The sequence below is a fragment of the Mesosutterella faecium genome (genome assembly GCF_022809315.2).
Taxonomy (GTDB): domain Bacteria; phylum Pseudomonadota; class Gammaproteobacteria; order Burkholderiales; family Burkholderiaceae_F; genus Mesosutterella; species Mesosutterella faecium.
Window position 1 is genome coordinate 56981 of the sequence record NZ_JAKZJU020000001.1, and the last position, 24733, is coordinate 81713.

General features: G+C 66.1%; 20 protein-coding genes and 1 tRNA gene. 11 read left to right on the top strand and 10 right to left on the bottom strand.

Going from position 1 to position 24733, the window contains the following annotated elements; translation table 11 throughout:
• Positions 1 to 20 precede the first annotated feature (20 nt).
• Positions 21 to 1370 carry a 30S ribosomal protein S12 methylthiotransferase RimO gene (gene rimO, locus MUN46_RS00310; protein ID WP_243376882.1) on the top strand — a complete coding sequence of 450 codons (1350 nt, stop codon included), beginning with the start codon at positions 21 to 23 and terminating at the stop codon, positions 1368 to 1370.
• Positions 1371 to 1438: 68 nt separating this feature from the next.
• On the opposite strand, the gene MUN46_RS00315 is transcribed toward rimO, so the two are convergent.
• The 3 genes from MUN46_RS00315 to MUN46_RS00325 are packed head-to-tail and all read right to left on the bottom strand — an operon-like array spanning position 1439 to position 6394.
• Positions 1439 to 3817, bottom strand: coding sequence for an ABC transporter permease (locus tag MUN46_RS00315; RefSeq protein ID WP_243376880.1), 2379 nt, complete (start codon positions 3815 to 3817; stop codon positions 1439 to 1441).
• A gap of 19 nt (positions 3818 to 3836) precedes the next feature.
• Entirely contained in the window at positions 3837 to 4889 is a 1053-nt protein-coding gene (locus tag MUN46_RS00320) for an HlyD family secretion protein (RefSeq protein ID WP_243376879.1), read from the bottom strand.
• Positions 4890 to 4900: 11 nt separating this feature from the next.
• The gene (locus tag MUN46_RS00325; RefSeq protein WP_243376878.1) at positions 4901 to 6394 is read right to left on the bottom strand and encodes a TolC family protein; all 1494 of its coding nucleotides are present in this window, start codon (positions 6392 to 6394) and stop codon (positions 4901 to 4903) included.
• A 307-nt stretch (positions 6395 to 6701) separates the two neighbouring features.
• Between MUN46_RS00325 and MUN46_RS00330 the strand changes: the two genes are divergently transcribed.
• A complete protein-coding gene (locus MUN46_RS00330; protein WP_243376876.1) occupies positions 6702 to 7343 on the top strand; it encodes a heme-binding beta-barrel domain-containing protein in 642 nt (213 codons plus the stop codon).
• A 125-nt stretch (positions 7344 to 7468) separates the two neighbouring features.
• Here the strand turns inward: MUN46_RS00330 and nrdD are convergent, their stop codons facing one another.
• The 3 genes from nrdD to MUN46_RS00345 form a co-directional block, all read right to left on the bottom strand.
• Positions 7469 to 7657: an anaerobic ribonucleoside-triphosphate reductase gene (gene nrdD / locus MUN46_RS00335; protein WP_237978517.1), complete on the bottom strand. Its 189-nt coding sequence runs from the start codon at positions 7655 to 7657 to the stop codon at positions 7469 to 7471.
• A 141-nt stretch (positions 7658 to 7798) separates the two neighbouring features.
• Positions 7799 to 9826 carry a DNA repair helicase YoaA gene (locus tag MUN46_RS00340; protein WP_243376875.1) on the bottom strand — a complete coding sequence of 676 codons (2028 nt, stop codon included), beginning with the start codon at positions 9824 to 9826 and terminating at the stop codon, positions 7799 to 7801.
• Positions 9827 to 9855: 29 nt separating this feature from the next.
• Positions 9856 to 11232 (bottom strand): hypothetical protein, encoded by a 1377-nt coding sequence (locus MUN46_RS00345; RefSeq protein ID WP_243376874.1) that lies wholly within the window; start codon positions 11230 to 11232, stop codon positions 9856 to 9858.
• Between the two features lie 220 nt (positions 11233 to 11452).
• On the opposite strand from MUN46_RS00345, the gene MUN46_RS00350 reads away from it, so the two are divergent.
• Together MUN46_RS00350 and MUN46_RS00355 are read left to right on the top strand one after the other, a co-directional pair.
• Entirely contained in the window at positions 11453 to 12466 is a 1014-nt protein-coding gene (locus MUN46_RS00350) for a malate dehydrogenase (RefSeq protein WP_243376872.1), read from the top strand.
• A 97-nt stretch (positions 12467 to 12563) separates the two neighbouring features.
• Entirely contained in the window at positions 12564 to 13070 is a 507-nt protein-coding gene (locus MUN46_RS00355; protein ID WP_243376870.1) for a PIN domain-containing protein, read from the top strand.
• 17 nt (positions 13071 to 13087) lie between these two features.
• On the opposite strand, the gene MUN46_RS00360 is transcribed toward MUN46_RS00355, so the two are convergent.
• The gene (locus MUN46_RS00360; RefSeq protein ID WP_243376869.1) at positions 13088 to 14407 is read right to left on the bottom strand and encodes a DNA recombination protein RmuC; all 1320 of its coding nucleotides are present in this window, start codon (positions 14405 to 14407) and stop codon (positions 13088 to 13090) included.
• A 227-nt stretch (positions 14408 to 14634) separates the two neighbouring features.
• Here MUN46_RS00360 and MUN46_RS00365 point away from each other — a divergent pair, with 227 nt between their 5' ends.
• The gene (locus tag MUN46_RS00365; RefSeq protein ID WP_243376868.1) at positions 14635 to 14928 is read left to right on the top strand and encodes a hypothetical protein; all 294 of its coding nucleotides are present in this window, start codon (positions 14635 to 14637) and stop codon (positions 14926 to 14928) included.
• A 237-nt stretch (positions 14929 to 15165) separates the two neighbouring features.
• Here the strand turns inward: MUN46_RS00365 and MUN46_RS00370 are convergent.
• Positions 15166 to 15242, bottom strand: a tRNA-Arg gene (locus MUN46_RS00370).
• 359 nt (positions 15243 to 15601) lie between these two features.
• Between MUN46_RS00370 and MUN46_RS00375 the strand changes: the two genes are divergently transcribed.
• Positions 15602 to 16363: a carboxymuconolactone decarboxylase family protein gene (locus MUN46_RS00375; protein WP_243376867.1), complete on the top strand. Its 762-nt coding sequence runs from the start codon at positions 15602 to 15604 to the stop codon at positions 16361 to 16363.
• Between the two features lie 6 nt (positions 16364 to 16369).
• Here MUN46_RS00375 and MUN46_RS00380 read toward each other — a convergent pair whose 3' ends face one another.
• Together MUN46_RS00380 and MUN46_RS00385 are read right to left on the bottom strand one after the other, a co-directional pair.
• Positions 16370 to 17260 carry a LysR family transcriptional regulator gene (locus MUN46_RS00380; RefSeq protein WP_243376866.1) on the bottom strand — a complete coding sequence of 297 codons (891 nt, stop codon included), beginning with the start codon at positions 17258 to 17260 and terminating at the stop codon, positions 16370 to 16372.
• Positions 17257 to 18312 (bottom strand): LysR family transcriptional regulator, encoded by a 1056-nt coding sequence (locus MUN46_RS00385; RefSeq protein WP_243376864.1) that lies wholly within the window; start codon positions 18310 to 18312, stop codon positions 17257 to 17259. Before MUN46_RS00385 ends, MUN46_RS00380 begins: the two co-directional genes overlap by 4 nt.
• A gap of 159 nt (positions 18313 to 18471) precedes the next feature.
• Between MUN46_RS00385 and MUN46_RS00390 the strand changes: the two genes are divergently transcribed.
• The 5 genes from MUN46_RS00390 to MUN46_RS00410 all read left to right on the top strand — a co-directional run bounded on the left by MUN46_RS00390 (position 18472) and on the right by MUN46_RS00410 (position 24680).
• Positions 18472 to 19674, top strand: a complete 1203-nt coding sequence (locus MUN46_RS00390) for an alpha-hydroxy-acid oxidizing protein (RefSeq protein ID WP_243376863.1) — start codon at positions 18472 to 18474, stop codon at positions 19672 to 19674.
• Positions 19675 to 19957: 283 nt separating this feature from the next.
• Positions 19958 to 21082, top strand: a complete 1125-nt coding sequence (locus tag MUN46_RS00395; RefSeq protein ID WP_237978528.1) for a 5-methyltetrahydropteroyltriglutamate--homocysteine S-methyltransferase — start codon at positions 19958 to 19960, stop codon at positions 21080 to 21082.
• Between the two features lie 143 nt (positions 21083 to 21225).
• Positions 21226 to 21993, top strand: coding sequence for a FadR/GntR family transcriptional regulator (locus tag MUN46_RS00400; protein ID WP_243376862.1), 768 nt, complete (start codon positions 21226 to 21228; stop codon positions 21991 to 21993).
• A gap of 312 nt (positions 21994 to 22305) precedes the next feature.
• The gene (locus MUN46_RS00405) at positions 22306 to 23589 is read left to right on the top strand and encodes a transporter permease (RefSeq protein WP_237978530.1); all 1284 of its coding nucleotides are present in this window, start codon (positions 22306 to 22308) and stop codon (positions 23587 to 23589) included.
• Positions 23590 to 23693: 104 nt separating this feature from the next.
• A complete protein-coding gene (locus MUN46_RS00410) occupies positions 23694 to 24680 on the top strand; it encodes an asparaginase (protein ID WP_243376861.1) in 987 nt (328 codons plus the stop codon).
• The last annotated feature ends 53 nt before the right edge of the window (positions 24681 to 24733 follow it).

Here is a 24733-nt window from a genome sequence, read left to right on the forward strand (position 1 = left end):
GACCCCGACAAAGGCAACAAATGACAGCACATATTCCCACCATTGGTTTTGTTTCGCTCGGCTGCGCGAAGGCCCTGGTCGACACCGAGCGGGTGATCACCGAGCTGCGCGCCGAAGGCTATCGGATCGCGGGCGACTACAAGAACTCGGACCTCGTCATCATCAACACCTGCGGCTTCATCAACGAGGCGATCGCAGAGAGCCTTGACGCGGTCGCCGAGGCGCTGCGCGAAAACGGCCGGGTAATCGTCATGGGCTGCCTCGGGGGAAAGAAGAACGCGGACGGCTCCAATTACGTGCAGGGGCTGCACCCCGCGGTGCTGGGCGTGGTGGGGCCTGAGGAGGAAAAGAAAGTCCTCGAGCTCGTGCACCGGCACCTGCCCGCCCCGCACCCCGCCTTCGGGGAGCTGCGCCCGGGCGCGGGCGTGCGCCTCACGCCGCATCACTACGCCTACCTCAAGATCTCCGAGGGCTGCAACAACCACTGCACGTTCTGCATCATCCCGCAGCTGCGCGGCAGGCTCGTCTCCCGCCCGATGAACTCCATCATGATGGAGGCCGAGGCGCTCAAGGAAGACGGCGTGAAGGAGATCATGGTGATCGCCGAGGACACGCCGGCCTACGGCTCGGACCTCGGCTACCGCCTCTCCTTCGCGGGCGGCCGGCCCGTTCATACGAGAATCGAGGACCTGTGCCGGGAGCTCGGCAGGCTCGGCCTCTGGATCCGCCTGCACTACGTCTACCCCTACCCCGCGGTCGACAGGATCATCCCGCTCATGGCCGAGGGAAAAATCCTGCCTTATCTCGACATGCCCCTGCAGCACTCCGACCCGGAGGTCCTGCGCGCGATGGCCCGCCCCGCGCACGCCGACCGCACGCTCGAGCGCATCGAGGCCTGGAGGAAGCTCTGCCCGGACCTCACCCTGCGCTCGACCTTCATCGTGGGGTTCCCCGGGGAGACGGAGCGGCAGTTCGAGAACCTGCTCGAGTTCCTGCGCGAGGCGCAGCTCGACCGCGTGGGCTGCTTCGCCTACTCGCCGGTCGAGGGCGCGAAGGCGAACAGCCTGCCGGGAGCCGTGCCCGAAGAGGTGAAGGAGGAGCGCAGGCAGAGGCTCATGGAGCTGCAGGCGGAGATTTCCGCCGCGAAGCTCGCGCACCGCGTGGGCGGCGTTGAAAAGGTGCTGATCGACGAGCCGGAAAACGAGGACGGAGTGGCCGTTGGCCGCACGGTCCACGAAGCCCCGGAAGTGGACGGCGTGGTCTATGTGACGACCGGAAAGCCCGTGAATCCGGGCGACTTCGTCGAGGCGAAGATCGTCCGCACCGAAGAGCACGACCTCGTCGCGCTGCGGGTGGACGACGGGGACTGAAAAAAAGAGCGCTGCATCAGGCCCGCCTCGGACGAAGGCCGCTCGCGGCGCCGTCTGACGAAGGCGCCTCAGTCGTCGGGCGGCGGGAAGCCGCGGCGCAGCCGCGAGCCGCGGAGCATGGCGGCCGAATAAGCCACCGTCCCCCAGAGCAGGCAAAGCAGCAGAAGCTGCAGCACGATCGGCCGCGCGGAGGCGAGCGAGGCCCCGTTCTGGCTCACGGCGAGCATGCCGTTGATGCCCGGCACCGCGGGGATGATCTGCGCAAACGCGTGGGCCCACCAGGCGAAGTTCTCGGAAGGATAGATGCAGCCCGCGAGGAAGACCGAAGGCGCCGAGGTGATGACGGCGAAGGCCGTGGTGTTGTGGTTGCTGCCGAAGGCAAAGGTGAAGGCGAGCGCGAAGAAGGCGAGCAGCGCCGCGTAGACTGTCCCGAGGACCAGGGTTCCGGTCACATCGCCCATGGTCGGGAACTCCGTGATTCCAAAGTAAAAGCCCTCGGCGTATAGCACCCAGAAAAGCGCGACGGCGAACACGGCGGCCCACATTCCGAAAAAGCCCCAGGGCTTTTCCATCGCGGCCCGCACGAACGGCTCGCGCCGGCGCCTCGAGATGAAGTCCCCGACGCTCACCGAAATGCCGATCAGCAGCACCGACTGGATGATCAGCACGCCCACCATCGGCACGAGGTAGTTCCGGTAGCCGCCGATCGTGTTGAACATGTCGCCCTGGACGAGCAGGGGCGGCGCGAGCCTCGAGCGGGCGAGCGAGTCGGCCGGCGCCCCGTGGGTGAGCAGGTAGTGGGCAGAGGCCGCGGAGGCCCTCGCGTTCACAAGCGACATCATCATGCCGTAGACGGTGTGGGCCTGGGCCGGGAAGGCGCCGTTGCCGAAAACGGTGACCGAAGTCCGGCGGCCCCCGCCGAGATCCGACTCAAAGTCCCGCGGGATCAGGATCGCGGCGTTCACCTTGTCGGCGCGCAGCATCTCCACGGCCTCGCGCTCGTCAGAGACCAGCGCGACGGGCTTGACCTTGGAGGTGCCCGAAATGTCACGGATGAGGTTTCGCGACGCGGCCGAGCCGTCCAGGTCCACAATCACGGTGGGCACCTGGGTGATCTGCTGGGCGCTGTAGGGCCAGCCGTAGAAAATGAGATAGAAGGCGATGCCGCCCGCAAGCACCGGAAAGGAATTGACGTTGAAGATGATCCGCTTCAGCGTGATGCGGAAAACGTCCCAGGCGCAGCTGCAGGGCTCCTCGCGGGGCTGCGCGGGCGGCTTTGCCGGGCTTTGCGCCCGGCGCCTGATGCGCCGCAGCAGCAGCGGCAGGCACAGCGCCTGGGGCACCACGGCAAAGAGCAGTGCGATGCCCAGCGTCGGCAGCCAGACGGAGGCCGGGGACCCGAGGACCCACTGCTGCTCCTGGCCGTGGATATACCAGGTGAGCGGCAGCAGGTGCGAGAGCGTCCTCGCCCCGAGATCCATGTTGAAGTCCGGGAAGGTGAAGCCCGTGAACGGGATGGTCGGCGCGGTCGTGATCACGCACATCACCATGGCGGCGAACCAGGTGGGGGCGACCGAGCAGAAGAGGACCGCAAGCGAAACCATGCCCGCCACGAAGGCGAGGCCAAAGAGCAGCCACACCGCCATGCTGCCCGCGGGCTGCGCGCCCTGAACCGCAGAGAACCAGGCGATGAAAGTGAACATGTAGACCGTGTAGACCCCGAACCAGAAAAGCAGCTTGCCAAGAACCGCCGCAGAGGGCGATCCGGCGGCCCGCACCAGCACGGCCTCGCGGTTCCGGCGCCATTCGCGCACGAGCGAGTTGCTCACCGCGAGCACGCAGGAGAGCCCGATCAGCATCGGGATGAGGCCGCTCAGCAGATAGGAGCGGAAGTTGAAGGCCTGGTTGCCGAGAAGCACCTCGTTCAGCTCGAAAAGCCCTGTGATCCTCGCCGTCCCCTCGGTGCCCCCCATCGGCATGATCTGCAGCCGCGTCTTATCGACCGACCAGCTGCTCAGGGCCTTCTTCACGTCAAGCTCGAGCATCGTGCTCACGGCAAAAAGCGTGCGAGACACATAAAGCTGCAGGGACTTCCCGCCCGGGCGCCGCCAGGTCTCGGACCAGCCCCGGGGAATGAGGAGCATGCCCTTGAGCTCCCCGGAGCGCAGCTGCTCCACGGCCTGCTGCTGGGGCAGTTCGACCAGTTTCAGGGAAGGCAGCGCCCGCACCTGCCGGACCACTTCTGAGGCAAGCGGCGTCTGGTCCTCGTTCACAATGCCGAAGGGAATGCTCCTGTACAGGCCCTGGTTGAACAGCCCAGCCAGAAGCACGCACCAGACGACCGGCATCACCAAGCAGGAAAGCACCTCCCTCGGGCTCGAGAACACAGTCGAGACCTCAAGAAAGAGGGCCCTGCGCAGGCTTCTGAACCAGCTTCCGGCAGACATGTCCCGGCCCGTCCGAAGCTCAGCGCTCGATGAGCGCCGTCATCCCGGGCCGCAGCCCCTCGACCGGGCTTACGGGCCGCGCCCTCACCTCGAAGGTGCGCAGGTCGTAGCCCGAGTTCTGGCGCGTGGCGCGCCAGTTGGCGTAGTCGGCCTTGGGATTGATGAAGTAGATCTTGAAGTCATGCGCCCCGCCGCCGATCGCCGGGATCTTCACCCGGATCACGGAGCCCATCCTCAGGTCCTTGAGCTCGTCCTCGCGCAGGTTGAAGGAGGCCCACTGGTCGTTGAGGTTCACCACGGTCACGACGGCAAAGCCCTGGGGGGCCACCTCGCCCTCGCGCAGCAGCACCCGCGAGACCTCGCCCGAGATGGGCGAGACAATCTTCGCCTCCTCGGCATAGGACTTCGCCTCAGCCACGGTGCCCGCAGCCTGGGCGGCCAGCGCGGCCGCGGCCTGCTTTTCCTGGCGCCGCGCGCCGGTCTGCGCGATGCTCCACTGCTCGCGCGCCGCCTGCGACTGCTTGCGGGCGGCCTTGAGGTTCGCGGTCACCTCGTCCAGGCGCTGCGCGGGAACGAACCCCTCGCGGTAGAGCCTCGAGATGCGCTCGTAGGTCTTCTGCGCGAGCTCCTCTGCGGCCTGGGCCCGCTCATACTGCGCCTTCGCCGCCTGGATTTCCTGCGGCCGGGCGCCTTCCTGCGCGAGGCTTTCCTGAGCCTGGCGGGCCTTCTCGTAGGCCTCGGCCTGGCGCACCTTCGCCTCGATCTCAGGCACGTAGAGGGTTGCGATCACCTGCCCCTTGCTCACCTGGTCGCCTTCCTTCACATTCACCGTCTCCAGCCTTCCGGGCACTTTGGCCGCCACATCGATCGTGGTCGCGTCCATCTGCCCCTGCAGCGGAGGCGCCTTCGGGTGGCTTGCGAGCCACACGCCCCAGACGATGAAGCCGATCAGAGCGAGGCCCGCCGCCGCGGCGACCGCGCCCAGGATACGGCTTCTCCTGCGGCGCGCCGTGCGCTCGTCCGGGCGCTCGGGGAGAGTCTGCGACGTTTCTTTTTCCGTAGGCGTAGGCATCCGTACAGTCCTTATTTCTCAATGGTTTTATCGGAGCGCTCGAGCGACTCGCTGAAGCGCTCCATCGTGCCGGCGGCGGAGTTGAGCTCCGCCCAGGCGACGACGAATCGATAGGCCGCCACCTTCTGTTCGACCCGCGCCCCGGTGAGCTTGGTGCGGGCGTCCCAGACTTCGTTGGCGGTCGACAGGCCCGTCGCGAAGGCTGACTCGCGCATGCGCAGGTTCTCCGCCGCGAGATCCACGGTGCTGCGCGTGAGCTCGTACTGGCTCTGCATCTGCGTCGTGCGCAGCCACGCCACCTCGACTCCGGTGAGCAGCTGGTTTCTCGCCTCGGCGGTCCCCGCCTCGGCCTTCGCCCGGGTGGCGCGCGCCGAGGCGATCGAGGCGTTGCGGTCGCGGTTGTTCCACAGCGTGTAGGACACCCCGACGCCCGCGATCCAGTCCGGCTCGGTGAGCGTGAGGTAGTGCTTGATCACGTTTTTCGCCCCGAAGGCGTAAAGGGTCGGCTTCCAGGCGCCGCGCGCGGCCCGCAGAAGCTGTTCGGCCTGTTCGGTTTTCGCGCCGTAGGCGGCGAGAACCGGACTGGAGGCGAGGGCCTGGTCCTGCCAGCGCCTGAGCGGATCGATCGGCCCGCGGAGAACGAAAAGCGGGGTGGACAGGCCCCCGAGGCTGCCCTCCCGCAGCAGCCGCCCGAGCTCGGCCTCGGCCACCTTCTGGTCGGACTGCGCGGCAAGCAGCTCGCGCCTTGCCTTGTCGCGGTTCACTTCGACGGAAAGCCGCTCGAGGCGACTTACCGTTCCGGCGCGCTCGAACCCCCGGGCCCGGCGCACCTCGCGCTCCTGGTCCTCGAGTGCCTCCTCGCGCAGCTTCGTAATCGAGCGGGCGAGCTGGACGGCGAAGTACTTTCGCGCCAGCTCGGTGTCGAGCCTGTCGTTCTCGTTCTGCAGGCTGTCCTTCGCCTCGCGGGCTGCGGCCTCGCTCGCCTTCTGGCGCGCCTCGATGCGGCCGCCCGTGTAAATCGGCCAGTAGCCTTCGAGCGTCACCCGCGGGCCGTCCAGATCCGTCTTGGCGTGCAGCGGGATGCGAAGTCCCGAAAGCCCTTCGCGCAGCCCCTGGGGAAGCCCCTGCAGGGCCTGTCCCAGAGCCGGGCTTGAAGAAAGCGCCCTGGGGGCCGCGCCCCCGACGTCCAGCGTCCCGTAGTCGATCGTCTTCGTGCCCCAGTCGTACTGGGTGTTCACGACGACCTTCGGCTGCGAGAGGCTGCGGTCGGCCTCGGCCGCCTGCTGCCGGGCCTCCAGCTCCGCCTCGCTCGCGCGCAGGCGGTCCGAGCGGCCCCGCAGCAGCGCGCGGGCCTCCTGGAAGGCAAGCCCCCGGGCGGCGCTGCCGCGGGCGATCTCCGAAAGGGATTCTGCGGGCGCCGCGGCCTCCGAGGCCGAAGCACAGCCGCAGGCCGACGCGCACAGAAGCGCGGCCAGCAGTGGCTGCAGAGCGAGGCTGTTTTTCATTTTTGTTTTCCGCATCCGCGGCTTGGGTGAAAATTTTCTTATAAAAAGCTGTCCAACATCTTACGGCTTTCCGGCCGGTGGAGGCGGATTTTAGCTTTTTATTTGCGGCTATATTGATTAGCCTCTGCTAATATGGGCGTCCAAAGCCCGGTCCGGCCGGGCTAAAAAGACTAGGTCTCTTCTTAAATAAGTGTTAAATTCTTTTTCAATCAGCCGCACTTCGTAAGGACGAGCCCCTCTCTGGGCTGGCGCCCCCGCAGAGCGGCCCTTGAAGCACTTTATCCGTTACCTGAGTAAAGGACAGAACATGGAGAATATTTTCCAGGAACCCGATTTTGATCCGGACACTCGCAGGAACCTCGGCCCCCTCAAGCACCTTGCCGGAGTCTGGGAGGGCAAGCTCGGCGAAGACACCCATCCGGAGGAAAGCGGCCCGGTGACCGAGCCGTACGTCGAACGCTGGGAGTTTGAGGTGATCGACCCGCAGACCAACGGCCCGCAGCTCTTCTACGGGCTGCGCTACCACCAGCACGTGACCCGCCCGGGCGAACTCGAGGCCTTCCACGACCAGGTGGGCTATCTGCTCTGGGAGCCGGCGACCAAGCAGCTCTACATGACGGCCTCCATTCCGCGCGGCCAGACGGTGCTCGCCGTCGGCACGACCGAGGAGAACGCCCTCGAGTGGACCGTTCAGGCCGCCAAGGGCGACGAGGTGAGCGGCATCCTCTCCAACCCCTTCCTCGAGAAGAACTTCAACACCGTGGGCTTCAGCTTCAAGCTGACCTACAACGACGACGGCACCGTGAGCTACGAGGAGACGACGGTCCTCAAGGTGGCGGGCAGCGACCAGGCTTTCCTGCACACCGACCGCGACACGCTCCAGCTGGTCGAAGCCCCCGTCGCCCTCAACCCGTCGGCCATCCAGGCCGGCAAGTGGTCGAAGCGCTGATCAGGGCCTCCTTTTGAAGGAGGACTCCGGCCGCCCCTTCAGGCGCGGCCGGAAACGCCAAAGCCCGGCTCCCTTTTGAAGGGACGCCGGGCTTTTTCGCCTTAAGGGGCCGGAAAACAAACGCCTCAGGCGCTCGCCTTCTCCCTTCTCGGCGCGGTCCCGAGCCTGCACTTCGACTCGACGAAGAACTTCCGCTCGAGGAACTCGCCCTGCTTGCCGATGTTAAAGGACTGGACCGGACGGTGATAGCCCATCACCCGGGTCCAGACTTCGCACTTCTGCCGCTCGCTGTCCTTCAGCTCGATTTCACTCATCTTTTTTCCTCCGGGGGACGCACCCGCCCCACGGCGGGCCGCATCCCCTCTATATTCATCTTGGCCCAATTGATTGGGCCGGCTTCGAAAGAATACCACAATCTATGGCCCGCCGAACCCTCCGAAAGGGGGATCCGGCGCTCAGCGCCCCGCGGCTGCGCTGCCGGGCTCCGGGATGAAGCTGAGCGCCACCTCCTCGTTCGAGGTCCGCCCGAAGCCGGGCAGGCTCATGATGACCCTGCGGCCGTAGGAATGCCACTTGTCGAAGGCCCTCGGGTCGCACAGGATCAGCACGCCCCGGTCGGTTTCGCTGCGGATCAGGCGGCCCGCGCCCTGGCGCAGCGCCGTCACCATTTCCGGCACCTGGTAGTCGAGGAAGGGGCTGCCGCCGTTTTGCTCGATCCACTCGCGGCGCGCCGCGACCACCGGGTCGTCGGGCGGCGCGAAGGGAAACTTGTCGATCACGACGATCGAAAGCGCGTCGCCCTTGATGTCGATGCCTTCCCAGAAGCTCATCGAGCCCACGAGGACCGCGTGCTTTTCCTCGCGGTACTGCTCGAGCAGCCCCTTTCGGGTGCCGCTGCCCTGGCGGAGCACCCGCAGCTGCACCCCGGCCTCGAGCGCGAGGGACTCGAGCCGGTCGGCCACCGCCTCCACCGCCTTCAGGCTCGTGCACAGGAAAAAGGCGCGGCCCCCGGCCTTGCGGACGAAGGGCCAGGCGCACTCCGCCACGAACTGCGGGAAGCCGGGCGCGCGGGGATCGGAGGGCAGCCCCTTCGGAATGTAGAGCGCCGCGTGCGTGGCAAAGTCAAAGGGCGACTCCCAGGCCGCGGTCTTCGCGTCCTCGAGCCCGAGCTCGGTGAGAAAGTGCGTGAAGTCGCCCGCGGTCGAGAGCGTGGCCGAGGTGAGCACCCAGGCCTCGCCCTTCTCCTCGCGGATCGCGCGGATCTTGTCCCCCACGGAGAGCGGCGTGTCGCACAGCCTCAGCCCGAGCTTGCCCATCTGCAGCCAGCGCACATGCGGGGCGGTGCCGTCTTCACTCCGGGGCTCCCCGTCCCGGATGAAGGCGTTCCACGAGTCGGCCTGCTCCATGTAGCCCGCGCAGCGCGGCAGCAGCAGGTCGAGGTCGGGGTCGCGGCCCGCGTTCTCCGAGAGCGCGGCGGCCAGCTGCGAGAGCTTCGAAGAGAGCCTGGAAAGCGGCCCGGAGAGCCCCCCGAGCTCCTTTTCCCCGGCCCTCACGCGGTCGCCCTCCTCGAGCCCGAGGCTTTCGGCCGCCGCGGCCGGAATCTCCTTGGCCGCGAGGCTCACCGCCTGCGTGAGCTCGTCCCAGCGGGCGCCGCCCGGCGCCTTCGTCTTGGCCAGCAGCAGCGCCTCGCGCGCGAAGTCCACCACCGAGTAGGTGGAAAAGACGCTGCCGAAGAAGTCCGTGGCGATCGCGGGCAGCTGGTGCGCTTCGTCGATCACGGTGACGGGCATCGCGGGCAGCAGCTCCTCGGCCCCCTCCTCCCCGATCGCAAGCGAGGACAGAAAGAGGTGGTGGTTCACGACGAGGATGTCGGAGGCCCGGGCGCGCTTTCTCGCCTTGTTGAGGAAGCAGTCCTTGAAGCAGGGGCACTTCTGCCCGGTGCAGTTTTCCCTCGTCGAGGTGACGAGCGGCCAGATCGGGTCGTTTTCGGGAATGTGGACGAGCTCCGAGCGGTCCCCCGCGGCGTTCGTTTCGGCGAAAATCCGGATGTCGCGCAGGTAGGCCACGTCCTCGCGGGTCGGAAGCCGCTGCACCTCCCGCAGCCGCTTGAGGCAGATGTAGTTCGAGCGCCCCTTGAGGATCGCGCAGTCGGCCTGCAGCCGCAGCGCCCGAAGAATCTGCGGCAGGTCCCTGCCGAAGAGCTGGTCCTGCAGGGGCTTGCCCGCGGTGGAGACCAGGACCCGGGCCCCGGCCAGAAGAGCCGGCACCAGGTAGGCGAAGGTCTTGCCGGTGCCGGTGCCGGCCTCCGCGACGAGAGTGCCGCGGCTGATGATCGTGCGGGCCACCTCGAGGGCGAAGCCGCGCTGGCTGTCGCGGGGGACGAACCCCGGAAGCGCGCGCTGCAGGGCTCCCCCGGGGCTGAAGGCCTCCTGCACTTTCCGCAGGAGCTCCTCCCCGGCCTTGATTTCGTTTGCGAGCGGCATGATGGCGTGCGGACTCCCTTTCCCGGAGGTCACTGGAAGGGGTTCAGGGACTTCTGCCGCTTTTTCTTTTCCTCGTCGTAGCGCTGCTGGGCCGCGGCGCGCTTTTCGCGCTCGGCCTGGGCGGCGGCGCGGCGGCGCTCGCGCTGCTCCTGCAGCCGGGCTCCCTGCTCAGCACTCTTTTTCTCGCGCTCGGCGGCCTGCTGCTCGCGGCGCTGTGAGGCCTTCTCATAGCTCGGGTCCTCGGCGCGGCGCTGCGCGGCCTTCTGCCGGTTGGCCGCCACGCGCTCCCGGGTCTTTTCAGCGCTCGCGGCGCGCTCGGCCGCCTTCTGGCGGTTCTCCTCGGCCTTCGCGCGGCGCTCCGCGAGCGAAGCCTCGCGTTTGGCGGCGTCGGCCTGCGCCTGCAGCTCCTTGCTCTGCTTCTCCAGCGCGTCGGCCCGGGCCTTCGCCACGCGCTCTTCGGCCGCGGCCTGGCGGCGCAGCCGCTCGTCGGCGTCGGCCTGGCGGCGGGTGGCCCGCTCGATGCTGCCCGCGGCGAGGGCGCGCTCCTCGGGCGTGAGCTCGACGCCCTCCTCAATCTTCGCCGCGAGCTTCTTGTTCTGCTCCTTCTCCGTGTTTTCCGCGCGGATGAAGTTCTTCGCCTCGAGCTCCACGCGGCGGAACTCCTTCTCGCGGTTAAAGCGCGCGGTGCGGACGCGATCCCAGCAGTTCGAGACGAGGAAATGCCCGATGCAGACATCGTGCGCCTCGTCGGCTTCCCGCTCCATGGCGCTTCTCGAGCGGTCCACGTCCTTCAGGGCCGCCTCGGCCTTGTCGTGGCTCGTGATGGAGCCCTCGGGCCAGCGCTCGAGAATCGAGCGGTCGTCGATCCCCGCGGGCAGCTTCGCAAAAAGCGCGTCCCATTTGTCCTTGAGCACCGAGCTCTTAGCCGGCGCGGCCGGGTCCTTCGCGGGCGTCGTGGACGCGATCACGGCCCGGGCCTCGGCGGCGGCCCGGTCGAGCTCCTTCATGCGGGCGTTCGCGGCCGAGCGCACGCGGCCCCGGCAGTAGTCCATGAAGATCGTCCCGTCCTTGCAGGCGAGGTGCTTCTTCAGGGCCGCGTCATGGACGCGGCCGCGCAGCTCCTCGATGTCCTTCAGGGCCTGGCGGGCCTGCCCGGGCGTCTGAATAGACCCTTCGGGCCAGCGCTGCGGGATCTGCCTTTCGTCGTAGATGTTGAAGTCCGGCGCGGCCTCGTCCCCGCCCGGGGCGGCGTTCTGCGGCGCCGGCCGCGAAACAACGGGAGCCGGGCTCCCTTTTTCCGTGACGATCTGCGAGCCTTCAAGCACGGCCCCCAGGGGCTCGGCCAGGGCGGCCGCGCAGCCAAGCATCGACAGGCAGAAGACGGTGGACTTCATGCGTTGTTTCATGAAAAGCAAACCCGAAAAGAAAAACCTTCTGGCAACAGGGGAATTTTAAAGGCATTGGCCGAAGAAAAGAGGCGCGCTTCGAATCCCGCCCGGGCCGGAGCTGAAAAAGAGCTCTGCGGAAACCTTTCAGGGCCCCGGCCCTTTCGTTAAAATGAACCCGTTTACCTAGGCCTCCGGCGCACAGACTCCGCCGGGAGCGGCGAAAGGAGAAACAAAACTTATGACCTGTCCAGCCAATCACCCCAAACTGAATCCTACGGTGCGCGTCACCATCACCGGCGCGGCCGGCAACATCGGCTACGCGCTGCTTTTCAGGATCGCAAGCGGCGCGGTCTTCGGCCCGAACACGCCGGTGCAGCTGCAGCTGCTCGAGCGCGACAACGAGCAGTCCAAGGCCTCGCTGAACGGCGTGTGCATGGAGCTCTTTGACAGCGCCTTCCCGCTGCTCACCCGCGTGATCACGACGACCGACCCGCTCGAGGCCTTCGAAAAGACCCAGGCGGCCTTCCTCGTGGGCTCCATGCCCCGCGGCCCCGGCATGGCCCGCTCGGACCTGCTGCTCGCAAATGGCCCGATCTTCCAGAGCCAGGGCGAAGCCCTCGACCAGACGGCGGACCGCAACGTGAAGGTGCTCGTGGTGGGCAACCCCTGCAACACGAACGCCTACATCGCGATGCACAACGCCCCGTCGCTCTCGCCCAAGTGCTTCAGCGCCATGATGCGCCTCGACCACAACCGCGCGGTCGCGCAGCTCGCGCAGAAGACCGGCAGGCCCGTGTGCTCGATTTCCGGGCTCAAGGTCTGGGGCAACCACTCGAACTCCATGTACCCCGACATCTCCCAGTGCACGATCGCGGGCGTCAAGGCGACGGAGCTCGTTGACGAAGCCTGGTACAACGACTACTTCCTGCCCACCGTCGCCAAGCGCGGCAGCGCCATCATCAAGGCGCGCGGCAAGTCCTCCGCGGCCTCCGCGGCCTCCGCCGCCATCGACCACATGCACGACTGGTGGAACGGCTCGAACGGCCGCATCGTCACGATGGCCGTTCCTTCCGACGGCTCCTACGGCGTGCCCGAGGGCCTGGTCTGCGGCTTCCCCTGCATCTGCACCGGCGGCGGCGAGTACGAGATCGTGAAGGACCTGCCGATCACCGCCTCGGGCCGCGCGAGGCTCGATGCGACGATCGCCGAGCTCGTGAAGGAGCACGACACGGTCGCCCAGCTCTGCGAGTAAGCAGCGCGGTCCTTTGCGGCGCCCCGGCCAAGCGGGGCGCCCGCTCCTCGCCTGCCGGGCGGTTCTCCGGCAGGCGTTGTTTTTCCCCAAAAGACTCATGCCCAAAAGCTCAGAAATAAAGGCATTCCTCAGCCTCCTGCGCTCAGGCGGCGAGAGCGCTGAAATCCCGAAAGGCCTCCCCGCGGCGGTGATCGACACCAACGTGCTCATGGACTTCTGGCATTTCAGGGATCCGCAGGCCCTGCCCCTGCTCGCGCTGCTTGAGGCCGGAGCCTTCACGGCGGTCCGCGACGAGGACACGGAAAACGAATTCGCGGAGGTTCTCGGCCGGCCGCAGTTCGGCGAGCCCCTCGAGCGCCAGAAGGAGATCCTCGGGCGCTGGCACCGGCTCGCGCGGCCCGCGCCGGGGCGCGCCTGCTCGCCCTTCGGCTGCCGCGACCCCCTCGACCAGAAGCTCTTCGACCTCGCGGAGGCTGCGGGCGCGAGCCTGATCGTCACCAAGGACCGCCTGGTGCTGAAGGCCGGGCGGAAAACCGCGCGCTCGGGGCTGCGGATCCTCATGCCGGCCCAGGCCGCCGAAGCGCTCCGGAAGCCCCGGGAGTAAGGGGCCGGGCCCTTTTTTCAGGCCTCCCCGGACTCCCCGGAGGGCTTCTGAGGAGCTTCGGCCGCCGCCTGCCCGCCGTTCTGGAGCGCCCCGGGGCGCTCCGGGGCCTCGATCCCTTCGAGGCTGCGGCTCATCCGGCGCGTGCGGCTCTGCACGCGGTTCACGGCCTCCTCGGCCTGGGAGAGCTTTTTCTGCACCGAGTCCATGGCGCCCGCGAAGGCCGCGAACTCCGACTTCACGGCCGCGAGCAGCTTCCAGACCTCGGCGGAGCGCTCCTGCACCGCAAGCGTCCGGAACCCGACCTGAAGGGAGTTGAGAAGGGCGGCGGTCACCGTGGGGCCCGCGGGCATCACGTGCAGCTCGCGCTGCAGCTTTTCGGCCAGCCCGGGCATTCGGAGCAGCTCTGCATAGAGGTTCTCGGTGGGCAGGAACATCACGGCGAAGGCCGTGGTCTCGGGCGCGCGCAGGTACTTCGCGGAAATGTCCTTCGCCTCGGACTCGAAGCGGGTCCGGAGCGCCTTCTGCGCGGCCTGCTCCATTTCCCGGTCGCCCGAGGAGCGCGCGTCCTCGAGCCGCTCCCAGTCCTCGCGCGGGAACTTGGAGTCGATCGGCAGCCAGACCGTCTCGCCCGGGGCGGCGCCGGGCATCTTCAGCGCGAACTCCACCCGCCTGCCGGATCCGGGCACCGTCTCGACGTTCTCGGCGTACTGCCCGGGGGCGAGGAACTGGGAGAGGATCGCCCCGAGCTGCACCTCGCCCAGGGTGCCGCGGACCTTGACGTTGGTCATCACGCGCGTGAGCGTGTCAACGCTACCCGCAAGGGAACGCATTTCGCCCAGCCCCTTTTCCACCTCGCCCAGCTGCGCGGCGAGCAGCCTGAAGTGCTCGTTCAGGCGCGACTGCAGCACCGTCTCCATCTTCTCCTCGACCGTGGCGCGCATCGCCTCGAGCTTTTCTTCGTTGGAGGCCCGCAGCGTCGAGAGCTGCGCGTTCACGGCCTGGCTCACGGAGGCGAAGTTCTCGGAAAACGCCCGGGTCATTCCGGCCAGCTGCCGGTTCTGCACGTCGGAGAGCCCCTGGGCCTGCCGCAGCATCGACTCGCGCATCTGATCGATCGAGCCGCGCAGCAGGCTGTCGGCCTGGGCAAGCCTCATCTGAAGCCGGTTGTCGCGGGCCTCGGCCGCCTCGGCCTCGCGCCCGAGCCCCTCCTGGAGGGCCGCGAGGAGCTCCCGCCTCAGCTCCTCGCGGTCCCGCCGCAGCCGCAGCGCGAAAAGGACGGCAGGCGCTGCCGCGAGCGCGAGAAGAACCAGAACGGCATAGAGGGGAATGCTGGGCATGAAGGAGGCCTGGTGAAAAAGGAATCGAACGGAAACGCCGCGCCCCTGATCTTAGCCCGCGGGGACGGGTGCGGTGTTTTTTCAGGATCCGGGGCCTTTGGCGCCCTTTGAAGGGGCGCCCGCAGAAAAAGCAGGCAAAACGAAACCCCGGTCTGAAACTTCAGATCGGGGCTCTGAATTAATCTTCAGCAGCTACACCGCGCGGGTGCAGGCTTCCAGATTAGTTCTTGGCAGCGGCGGAAGAAGCCGGAGCAGAAGCAGCGGCAGAAGCCGGAGCAGAAGCAGCGGCAGAAGCCGGAGCGGAAGCGGCGGCGGAAGAAGCCGGGGCGGAAGCGGCGTCAGAAGCCGGAGCGGAAGCGGCCATGGAAGAAGCCGGGGCGGAAGCAGCGGCGGAAGAGGCCGGAGCGGAAGCGGGCTTCGAGCAGGCAACAGCCATCATGGCAACGGCAGCGGCAGCGACGATCTTAAGAGCGGTATTCATCGGTATACACCTCAAAAACGTCCATCTAGGATGGAATTGAAATTTATCATTTGTTCCTCCCAGAAGTGACGGTAGATAAATTACCCGCTTCATTTCTGGTGAACGACGTCATTCTTCCACGTCCGAGAGATGCTTGCAAGTGAAATTAGAACAAACACCAATCGGATAAAACCCTGAAAAAACGGAGCGTTCCGAGGAAACTTCGTTTCCCATCGCCGGACGGTTTTCCGCCGGTTAAAAACCCTTTTGGAAACAATTCCAAAAGGGTTGGGATTCGTGGTGCGCCCGGTAGGATTCGAACCCGCGACCCCCTGGTTCGTAGCCAGGTGCTCTATCCAACTGAGCTACGGGCGCGCACGGATGGGGCATATTACTGAGAAAAAGAAAACTTGTCAATAAAATGGCACAAACGAAGTACCGCCTTTGAGGGATCTTCAGCCCCCGCCGCCTGAAAAACCGCGCGGCCGAAGCCTTGCGCGGGCGCTACTCCCGCCCAGGGGGCCGCCCCGCAGGCGGGAGAGAACCGTCCGGCAGGGCCCGGAGGCCTGGTCCGGCGCCCCGGCCTCGTCCGGCCGGACTAAGACGATCGCATGAAATGTGAAAACTGCATTATTAATAATAAAAAATAACCATTGGCTATTCATGACCTGCCTTTTTAAACTCGGGCCTAAGCGCGGATGTCCCGCGCCGTCAGTTCAGGGAGCCATTTCATCATGACGAGTTTTTCCAGACGTTCTGTCCTCATGGCCGCGGCGGCAGCGGGTCTGACCGGCGAGGCCTCGGCCTCCGCCCCGCAGGAGGCCGGCCCGGATCCAGAGCTTGACGCGATCCGCCGCCGGCTCCTGACATTAAAGAGCCGCGCCCCAAGCCTTTCCACGGATCAGAAATACTGCGTGCTGCTTGCCGTGGTGACCGCTGGGGGCACGCCCGGGGAAGCGGGGCTGCTCACCCGGCTCGCGCTGCGCGACGGGGTCTCCCCCGAGGTGATCCATGAAAGCATATTCCAGACTTCGCCCTACAGCGGGCTCGCCCGGGCCGAGGCCGCGCTGCGCGCCGCGGCGCTGGCCCTCCGGGAGGCGGGCAGGAGCTTTCCCCGGGGGCTCGGCACGACCGACGACTCGAACCGCTTCAGCAAAGGGCTCGAAGTCCAGAAGAAGATCTTCGGGGCCGCCATCGACAAGATGCACCAGTCGGCGGCCGACTCCGAGCGGGCGCTCATCGTGGACGACCTGACCGGGTGGTGCTTCGGCGACTACTACACCCGAAAGGGGCTTGCGGTGCGCGAGCGGGAGCTCGTCACCTTTTCCGCCATCGCGGCGCTGGGCGGCTGCGAGCCGCAGCTCGCGGCCCACGCGGGAGCCTGCCTCAGAAGCGGCCTCACCCGGCAGAACCTGATCGACGCGCTCCAGGCCGGAGCCCCCTATCTGGGGTTCCCGAGGACGCTCAACGCCCTGGCCGTCGTGAGAAAGGCCTGAGGCGGCTCAGGCTCCCCCGCAAAGCGCCGAGAGCTCGTTCCAGAAAAGCTCGGGCGCGCGGGCGAGCCGCCCCTGGCGGCGGCGGATCAGCCGGTGGCCGGTCCGGATCTCCGGCTCGATCGGCACAAAGCGGCACTCGGGCGAGGGGCGGATCGCGAAGGCGCCCTCGATGCAGACGGCGGCTCCGATGCCCGCCTCAATCAGAGGAAACGCGTTTGAGACCAGGCTCACCCTGCCCGCCGTGCGCAGCGTCCCGGGGACGTTTTCAAACCAGCCGGAGACGGCGTCGTCGACGATGCTGCGGTAAGGCAGGATGAGCGGCTGAGCCTTGAGCTCCGCGAGACTCACGCTGTCGAGCTCCCAAAGCGCGCTCGCCTTCCCGACCAGCGCGCCCCAGCGCTCGGTGACGGGGAACACCAGCGATTCGTACTTCGCCACCTCCACCGGCTCTATCACCACCCCCATGTCCAGGGTGCCGCGGTCAAGGCCCGAGGAGATGCTGTCGCTCGTGGCCGACAGGATTTCGAATTCGACCCGCGGGTGCTCGGCGCGCCACCGGCCGATCTCGCGCGCGAGAACTTTCATGGCGTTTGACTCGACCACGCCGATTCTCACGCGCCCGGCAAGCTCCCCGGAGCGAAGCGCCTGCCGGACCTCGGCCGCAGCGTCTTCGGCCAGCGCCAGAATGGCCGCCGCGCGCTTCTGGAAAAGCAGCCCGCCCTCGGTGAGCGTCACCTGGCGCCTGCTGCGCAGGAACAGCGGCGCCCCGAGCTCCTCCTCAAGCTCCTGAATCTGCCTGGACAGAGCCGGCTGCGACAGGTGGAGGAGTTCAGAGGCGCGCGTGATGTTGCCCGTGCGGCAGACCATTAAAAAAGACTTCAGTACACGCAGGTTCATGAGTGCCTCTCCGCTCTGGCAGGCCGCGGCCTTCCGGCCCTGCGGGCGCTGTCTTCCGTGCCGGCAAGGCCGCGGATCCAGGGAATGATCTTCACCTCCTCGGGCACCACATCCCGCACATAGGCGGCCTTGAGCACCCCGGCCACCTTTTCGGCGCAGCGCGGATCCGCCCCCGCCTTCGTGACCACGCTCGCCCGGCGCATCAGCTGCGCGCCCGGAACCGGAAAAACCCGCACCTCGCGCGCGAGCTCCGGGTGCTGGGCGAGCGTCGCCGGCTTGGTGACGCCCCAGCCGAGGCCCCTTGCCACAAACTGCAGCAGCAGGGCGTTTTCATTCACCACGAGCCGGCTGAGGAACACAACGCCCTGCTCGCTCATATTCTTCTGCTCCTCCTCGGTTGTGGCGTTCATTTTGGCGCACCTTACATAAGGCAGCCCGCAGGTCTGCAGATCGTGCCAGCCCGGAGCACTGCCGGCGGCGGCAAGCGGGGCCCCCTTTGGAAAGATGAGCACCATCGGCTCCTCGAAGACGAAATGGAAGGCGAGGTCGTTGCGGTTGACGAAGGGGTTCGAGCAGAAAAGCATGTCGAGGTCCCCCGCGTCCATCTGGGCGAGCAGGCTGTAGCTCGCCCCGACCAGAATGGTCATGGAGGAAAAGCCGCTCTTCGCCTCCTGCGCGAGCGCCGAGGAGAAGCTCCAGCTCAGGCTCTCGCAGATGCCGATTCGCAACGGCTGCCGGACGGCGTTCTCGCTCCTGAGGCCCGTGAGCAGATGCGACAGCCTCGCGTGCTCGCCCTTCAGGAATTCCCTCAGGGCCCTGCCCTCCGGGGTGAGCCGCACCGGGCGCACGCTGCGGTCAAGCAGCTCCACGCAGAGATCCGCCTCGAGCGCGGCGACCGAGCGCGAGACCGCGGGCTGGCTTTTTCCCAGCCGGGCCGCGGCTTCCTGGAAGCTCATGGTCTCGCCCAGAACCAGGAAGGCGCGCACGCCCTCCTGCAGGACTCCGGCGGTCACGTCCGGCTGCTTTTCACGACCCAGCGCTTTCTTTCCCATGTTCAGAACTTATCCGATTTAACGGTACAACATAAAGAATATTCGAAAAATGCATATTTATTTTGTCAGATTATGCGGATTTATATGATTAAGAAAGTCCGCGGCGATTCCAACCACAACTCAACCAGCGCCGCGGCCCGCTAAAAAGGAGACTTAAAAATGACAGGCATTGACTTGACCCGCCGCAGCGTCTTCCGCGCCGGCGCCGTTCTGGCCGCCGCCACGACGATCAGCGGCATTCCGATTGTGGCCCAGGCCGCGGAGGAACAGAAAAAGGTCCGCCCGCTCACGGGCAAGAACCTGAAGATGAAGGACGTTCTCGACCGGGCCCGTGAAATGATGATGCCGCGCTGCTACGTCTGCGCCGAGTGCAACGGGCGCGGACCGTGCATCGGCCAGGTGCCGGGCTTCGGCGGCATGGGCGCGAGCCGCTCCTTCCAGGCGAACTACGACGCCCTCGCCGCAGTGCGCCTCAATGCCCGCATGGTTCACGACGTCCACAAGCCCGACACCTCGATCGACTTCTTCGGCACGAAGCTCTCCATGCCGGTGATGGCGGCCCCGACCGGCGGCACGACCTACAACATGGGCGGGCGGCTCACGGAAGAGGAGTTCGTGACCGCGATCTGCGGCGGCTGCACGGCCGCCGGCACCCTGGGCGCCGTGGCCGACGGCATCGGGGATCCCCTCGAGGTCTTTGAAAAGAGACTGCAGACCCTGAAGTCCAAGGGCTTCAAGGCGATCGTGGGCCTCAAGCCCCGCCGCCAGGCCGACATCATTGAACGCATGAAGATCGCCGCAAACGCCGGCGTGGTCGCCTTCACCATCGACCTGGACTCCGCCGGCCGCGCGGCCCGCGCGACCAAAGGCCAGACCGTTGAGCCGAAGACCCCCGCGCAGCTGCGCGAGCTGGTGAAGGCTTCGCCCCTGCCGCTGCTCTTCAAGGGCATCATGACCGTGGACGAAGCGAAGGCCTGCCTGAACGCCGGAGCCGCCGGCATCGTCGTGTCGAACCACGGCGGCCGCACCCTTGCCGACACCCCGGGGACGGCAGAAGTTCTGCCTGAAATCGCGGACGCCGTGAAGGGACGCTGCATGATCCTGGTCGACGGCTGCGTCAAGCGCGGCACCGATGTTGAAAAGTACATCGCGCTCGGCGCGAACGGCTGCCTCGCCGGGCGGCACTTCGTGCGCGCGGCCCACGGCGCGCTGGCCGACGGCGTGGAGCTGTTCGCCCGCACGATCCGCAACGAGCTCGTCGTCGCAATGACCCTGACCGGCGCGGCCTCCGTGAAGGACATCAGCCGCCGGATGATCCGCATGACCCCTCCGCCGCCGCTCGCCTTCGGCGTTCCGGCCTGACGGGGCACCAGGCGCCTGAGCGGTCTGGCGCGGCGCGTCCTGCTGCCCGCGCCAGGCCTCTCTGAAGCGAAGACCGGGAAGGGACTCTCTCCCCCTTCCCGTTTTTTTTATTCCTTTTTTGAGCCATTACCTGCCCGGGGCCCGCGCCGGCGACGCAGCCTTGCACCCGGTGAGGCAGAATGGGGCCACAGGATGCAGCCCGGGCAGGGCCGGGTCCGCCCCCTGCGGCCCGCCCCCGCCGCCCGGCCGTCCCTTCCTTTCAGAAATTCAGGAGCCCAGAGCCATGTCACAGAGAACCCGCCCGCCATTCAGAGCCGACATCGTCGGCAGCTTCCTGCGCCCGCCCGAGGTAAAGGCCGCCCGCGCCGACTTCGCCGCCGGACGAATCAGCCGCGAAGAGCTTGACGCCGTCACCCGCCGGGCGATCGCGGAGCTGGTCCGGCATGAAAAAGAGTGCGGACTGCAGGCCGTCACCGACGGGGAGTTCCCCCGCGCGCTCTGGCACCTGGACTTCCTCGAGGCCCTCGAGGGGGTGAAGAAGGTGAGCGCCGAGGAATGGTCCGTCCATTTCAAGGGAGCCTCGCCCAAAGGCGCCCAGCTGGTCTTTACGGAGAAAATCGGCTTCGGGAACCATCCGTTCCTTCAGGCCTTCAGGAACATCCGGGACATCGCCGGCCCGCAGCAGCTCGTGAAGTTCACCATCCCGTCGCCGTCCATGCTGCATCTGATCCCGTGCGTGCGGGGGCTGCAGAACTACAGGCCCATCGAACGCTACCGCAGCGAGGACGTGCTGTTTGACGACATCGTCCAGACCTACCGCGACGCACTTCTCGCCTTTTACCGGGAAGGCTGCCGCTACCTGCAGTTCGACGACACCTCCTGGGGCGAGTTCTGCGACCGGGAGAAGCGCGCCGCCTACAGCGCCCAGGGCATCGACCTCGACCGGCTCGAGCGCCGCTACGTCGACACCATCAACCGGATCCTCGAAGTGAAGCCCGAGGACATGACGGTCACGATGCATATCTGCCGCGGCAATTTCCGCTCCACCTGGTTCTCCTCCGGCGGCTACGACCCGGTCGCCCCCATCCTCTTTGCCAACGCCCGCGTCGACGGCTTCTTCCTCGAATACGATTCAGACCGCGCCGGCGGCTTCGAGCCGCTGCGCTTCATCAGGGACCAGATCGTGGTGCTGGGGCTCGTCACCTCGAAGTTCCCGCAGCTCGAGGATCCTGAGGCCGTCAAGGCGAGGATCAGGGAAGCCTCGAAATTCGTGCCGCTCGAGCGGCTGTGCCTGTCCCCGCAGTGCGGCTTCTCGTCCACCGAGGAGGGCAACGTGCTCACCGAGGAGGATCAGTGGAAAAAGCTCCGGCTGATCCGCCGAATCGCCGACGAGGTCTGGGGAAGATAAAGCCTGCTGAACGGCTGCTCCGCCGCGGGGGAAGAGCCCCTGAGGCGGGGCGTCTCCTCCCTTTCGTCGGGCCGCAGCGCCGGGTTAAAATAGCCCCAGATACGCCCTCTTCCGACGGGGCTTACCCTTTGGGCCTCCCTTCGATGAAACAAAACGTTCCCTCTCTTGGCACCTATGTCTACAACGAACTGCTCAAGAAGATCAGTTCCCCCGCGGCCTTCCCTGCCGGCGCAAGACTGCCTTCCGAGGAGCGGCTCGCCCAGGAGTTCAAGGTCTCACGCCCCATCGTCCGCGAGGCCCTGTCGCAGCTCAGGGAAGACGGCATCATTCAGTCAAGGAGAGGAGCCGGCTCCTTTATCGTGCGCAAGCCCCAGCCGCTGCTGCCCGACAGCGAGACCGTAGACAACTGGAACGACCTGCTCCAGGGCTACGAGTACCGGTCTGTGCTCGAGAGCAACATCGCTTACCTTGCCGCGCTCCGGGCAACGACCGAGGACAAGGAAAGCATCCGGCGCGCCTATCTGCGCGTCATCAACGAGTACCACAGCAACACCGACGGGACGGTCCCGGGAACGGACTCCGACATGGATCGGGACACGGCCTTTCACATGGCGGTGGCCCGGGCCACCCACAACCACTACTACGTCGAGGCCCTTCAGGCGCTGCTCGATCAGATGAAGGCCACCATGCTGATGATCGTCAAGATCTTCAGCGGCAACCCCGCGCGCCACATCCAGATCCTCACCGATGAGCACAGCTGGATCGTGAACGCCATCCTCTACGGAAACCCGGAGCAGGCGAAGGCCGCCATGATGCTTCACATCCAGAACGCCCGCGATTCCATTCTGCCCACCGAGCTGACGAACAAAATGCAGGGGCTTCCCCTGGAGTCCCGCCTCACGCGGCGGTAGTCTTCATACTGGAAAATACAACTTCTCTCGAAAATTCTGCTCGAAAAGGAACTGAACTCCCAACTATTTGGGCATTTTCAGCCTATACAAGTAAAAATTAGTAATAATTAGTTGTTTGTCATGCGTCAAAAAAGTAAAAATAATTTACTTCTTTTGGTAAAACTTGTAAAAATAAGTGCTATTCTGGATGCTGAAGTCTCCAGAAAGCTGCTTTTTTCGTGATTTTATTTACAACTTGTTTTCCATTGTCGTGCACAGCCCGAGGGGGAGCCGCCCCGACGGCTGCGGCGCGGCTGTTGGGGAGAAGAAGCCATGACAACTCAAATGATCATCGCTCAGGTGCTGATGGTGATCACGCTGATCATCATGATCACCGGTAAAACGCCTATCTACCTCACCGCCATCGTCGGGGCCGCCGTGGCGGGCATTGCGGCCGGATTTCCGATATCCGGCAAAGCCCCGATGACCATCGCCAAAATGATCAATGCGGGCCTCAACCCCGTGATCGCGGACATGACCGGCATCCTGCTGTTCATCGGCATCATGCAGGCCACCGGCTTCCTTGACGTCATCGTGCGCGACATCGTCCTGGTGGGCAACAAAATAGGCGGGGGCCCGGGCGTGTGCACCGCGGGCGGCATCGCCGCCGGCCTGATCGGCGCCCTCACCGGATTCACCCAGCCGGTAATCACTGCTGTGATTACCGGCCCGGCGGCTGTCCGTCTGGGCGTTGACCCCAACAAGGTGGCCGGCATCCAGGCCCACGCAGGGCACATCGGCAACCTGGCGGGCTTCACCCATCCGACCCAGGTCGCCATTCTCGCCACGGCCGGCATCGGCTACGGACTGTTCAACGTGCTCGGCCTCATCGCCGCGCTGTCCATCTTCGCCTTGTCCTACTTCCGGGTTATCGCCGACATGCGCCGCAGGGGCGTCAACATTTCGGCTGCAGACCGCGAGAAGGTCATCGAGCAGATCAAGGCGAAGAAGTACACCACGACCTCGTTGCGCGCCTTCACCCCGTTCCTGATCCTGTTCATCGGGTTCGTGATCGGGCTGCCGATTTTCCTCGTGGGCGTAGCCGCGGCCATCGTGACCGCCCTGCTTGCTGCGAAGAACTTCAAGGAAGCTGAAAAGGACATGCTCAAGGGCGTGGGCCTGATCGCCACTCCGCTGGTGGCCACGATCGGCTTTCTGTTCATGTCGACCGTGATCAAGCAGATCGGCCTGGTCAGCACCATTTCGCAGTTCGCCGCCCCGGTGCTGTCGCTCTCCCCGATCCTCGTGATGTTTGCCGTCGCTTTCGTCACCGGCTTCATGACGCAGTCCTATGCGGCCTCAGTGGCCGTGCTGGTGCCTTTCCTGCAGGTGGTTCTGGGCACCGGGGCCGACCCGTTCGCCGCTGCCTTCGCGGCCGCCTCGGGCGCGTCCCTCATCCAGTATTTCCTCACCGGCGGCCCCGTGGCTGCCCTGGCGACCGTGATCCCGGTGATCCCGGGCTCCGACCTGAAGACCGCGAACGCCTTCCAGCGTCCCTCCATCCTCTTCGGCTGCCTGGTAGCCTTCATCATCACGGTTATCCTCACGCTGGTCTGACGCGCTGAGGAACCGGCAGGCCGGCGGAGCACTCCGCCGGCCGCCTTCCTTCAGTCCAGCAAATGAATGATTCTGGCTCCCTAAAAAACAAAAGAGACAAAAAAATGAAAAAAGTTATCGTGTTTACAACCGGCGGGACCATCGCCATGAAATACGACGAGGCCCGCGGAGGACTCGTCCCGGCCGTCAGCGGCGAGGATCTTGCCGCCGCCGTCCCCGGCCTGGGCAGCCTCGCCCGGGTGGAGGTCCGGGAGTTTTCCAACGTCGCCTCCTGCAACATGAGCCCGCAGAAGATGTTTGAACTCTCGCAGCAGATCGAATCCGCTCTGGCCGACAGCGAAGTAGCCGGCGCGGTGATCACGCACGGCACGGACACCCTGGAGGAAACCGCCTATTTCCTCGACCTCCTGCACGGTTCGGACAAGCCGGTCTGCGTCGTGGGCGCCATGAGGGGAGCCTCCGACACTTCGCCCGACGGCCCCGCGAACATCTACTGCGCCGTCCAGACCGCCGCTTCCGAAAATGCCCGCGGCAAAGGGGTTCTGGTCGTCCTCAACAACGTCATACACGCGGCCGGCCAGGTTCGGAAAACCCACTCCGCCAACTGCGCCACCTTTGAGTCGCCCTGGTGGGGCCCTCTGGGCTACTGCGACCAAGACCGGGTCATCTTCAGGCGCGCCCCGGTCGGCCGCCAGGTCTTTCACCCAAGGACCCTCACGGCGCGGGTCGACCTCATTCCCGCCCAGACCGGGCTGGGGCCCGAGTACATTGACTTCGCGCTGTCGCGGGGCTGCCAGGGCATTGTGATCGAGGGCTACGGGCGCGGGAACATTCCGCCGGCACTCGAGGACGGCATCGCAAGGGCCGCCGCTCAGGGCGTCGCTGTCGTCATAGCCACCCGCGCCTTCGCCGGACGCCCCTATGAGACCTACGCTTATCCCGGTTCGGTCGGAGACTCGAAGAAGCACGGCGCGGTCCGCGGCGGGGAGGCCTCGGGCGCCAAAACCAGGCTCAAGCTCATGATCGTGCTCTCCGAGCGCCCCGAGCTCGCTCGAGATCCCGCGGCGCTCGAAAAGGTCATGGACAGCTGACGGACAGGCCTCCTGCCCTCAGGCTGCGGTCGGCCCGGCATCATGCACGCCTG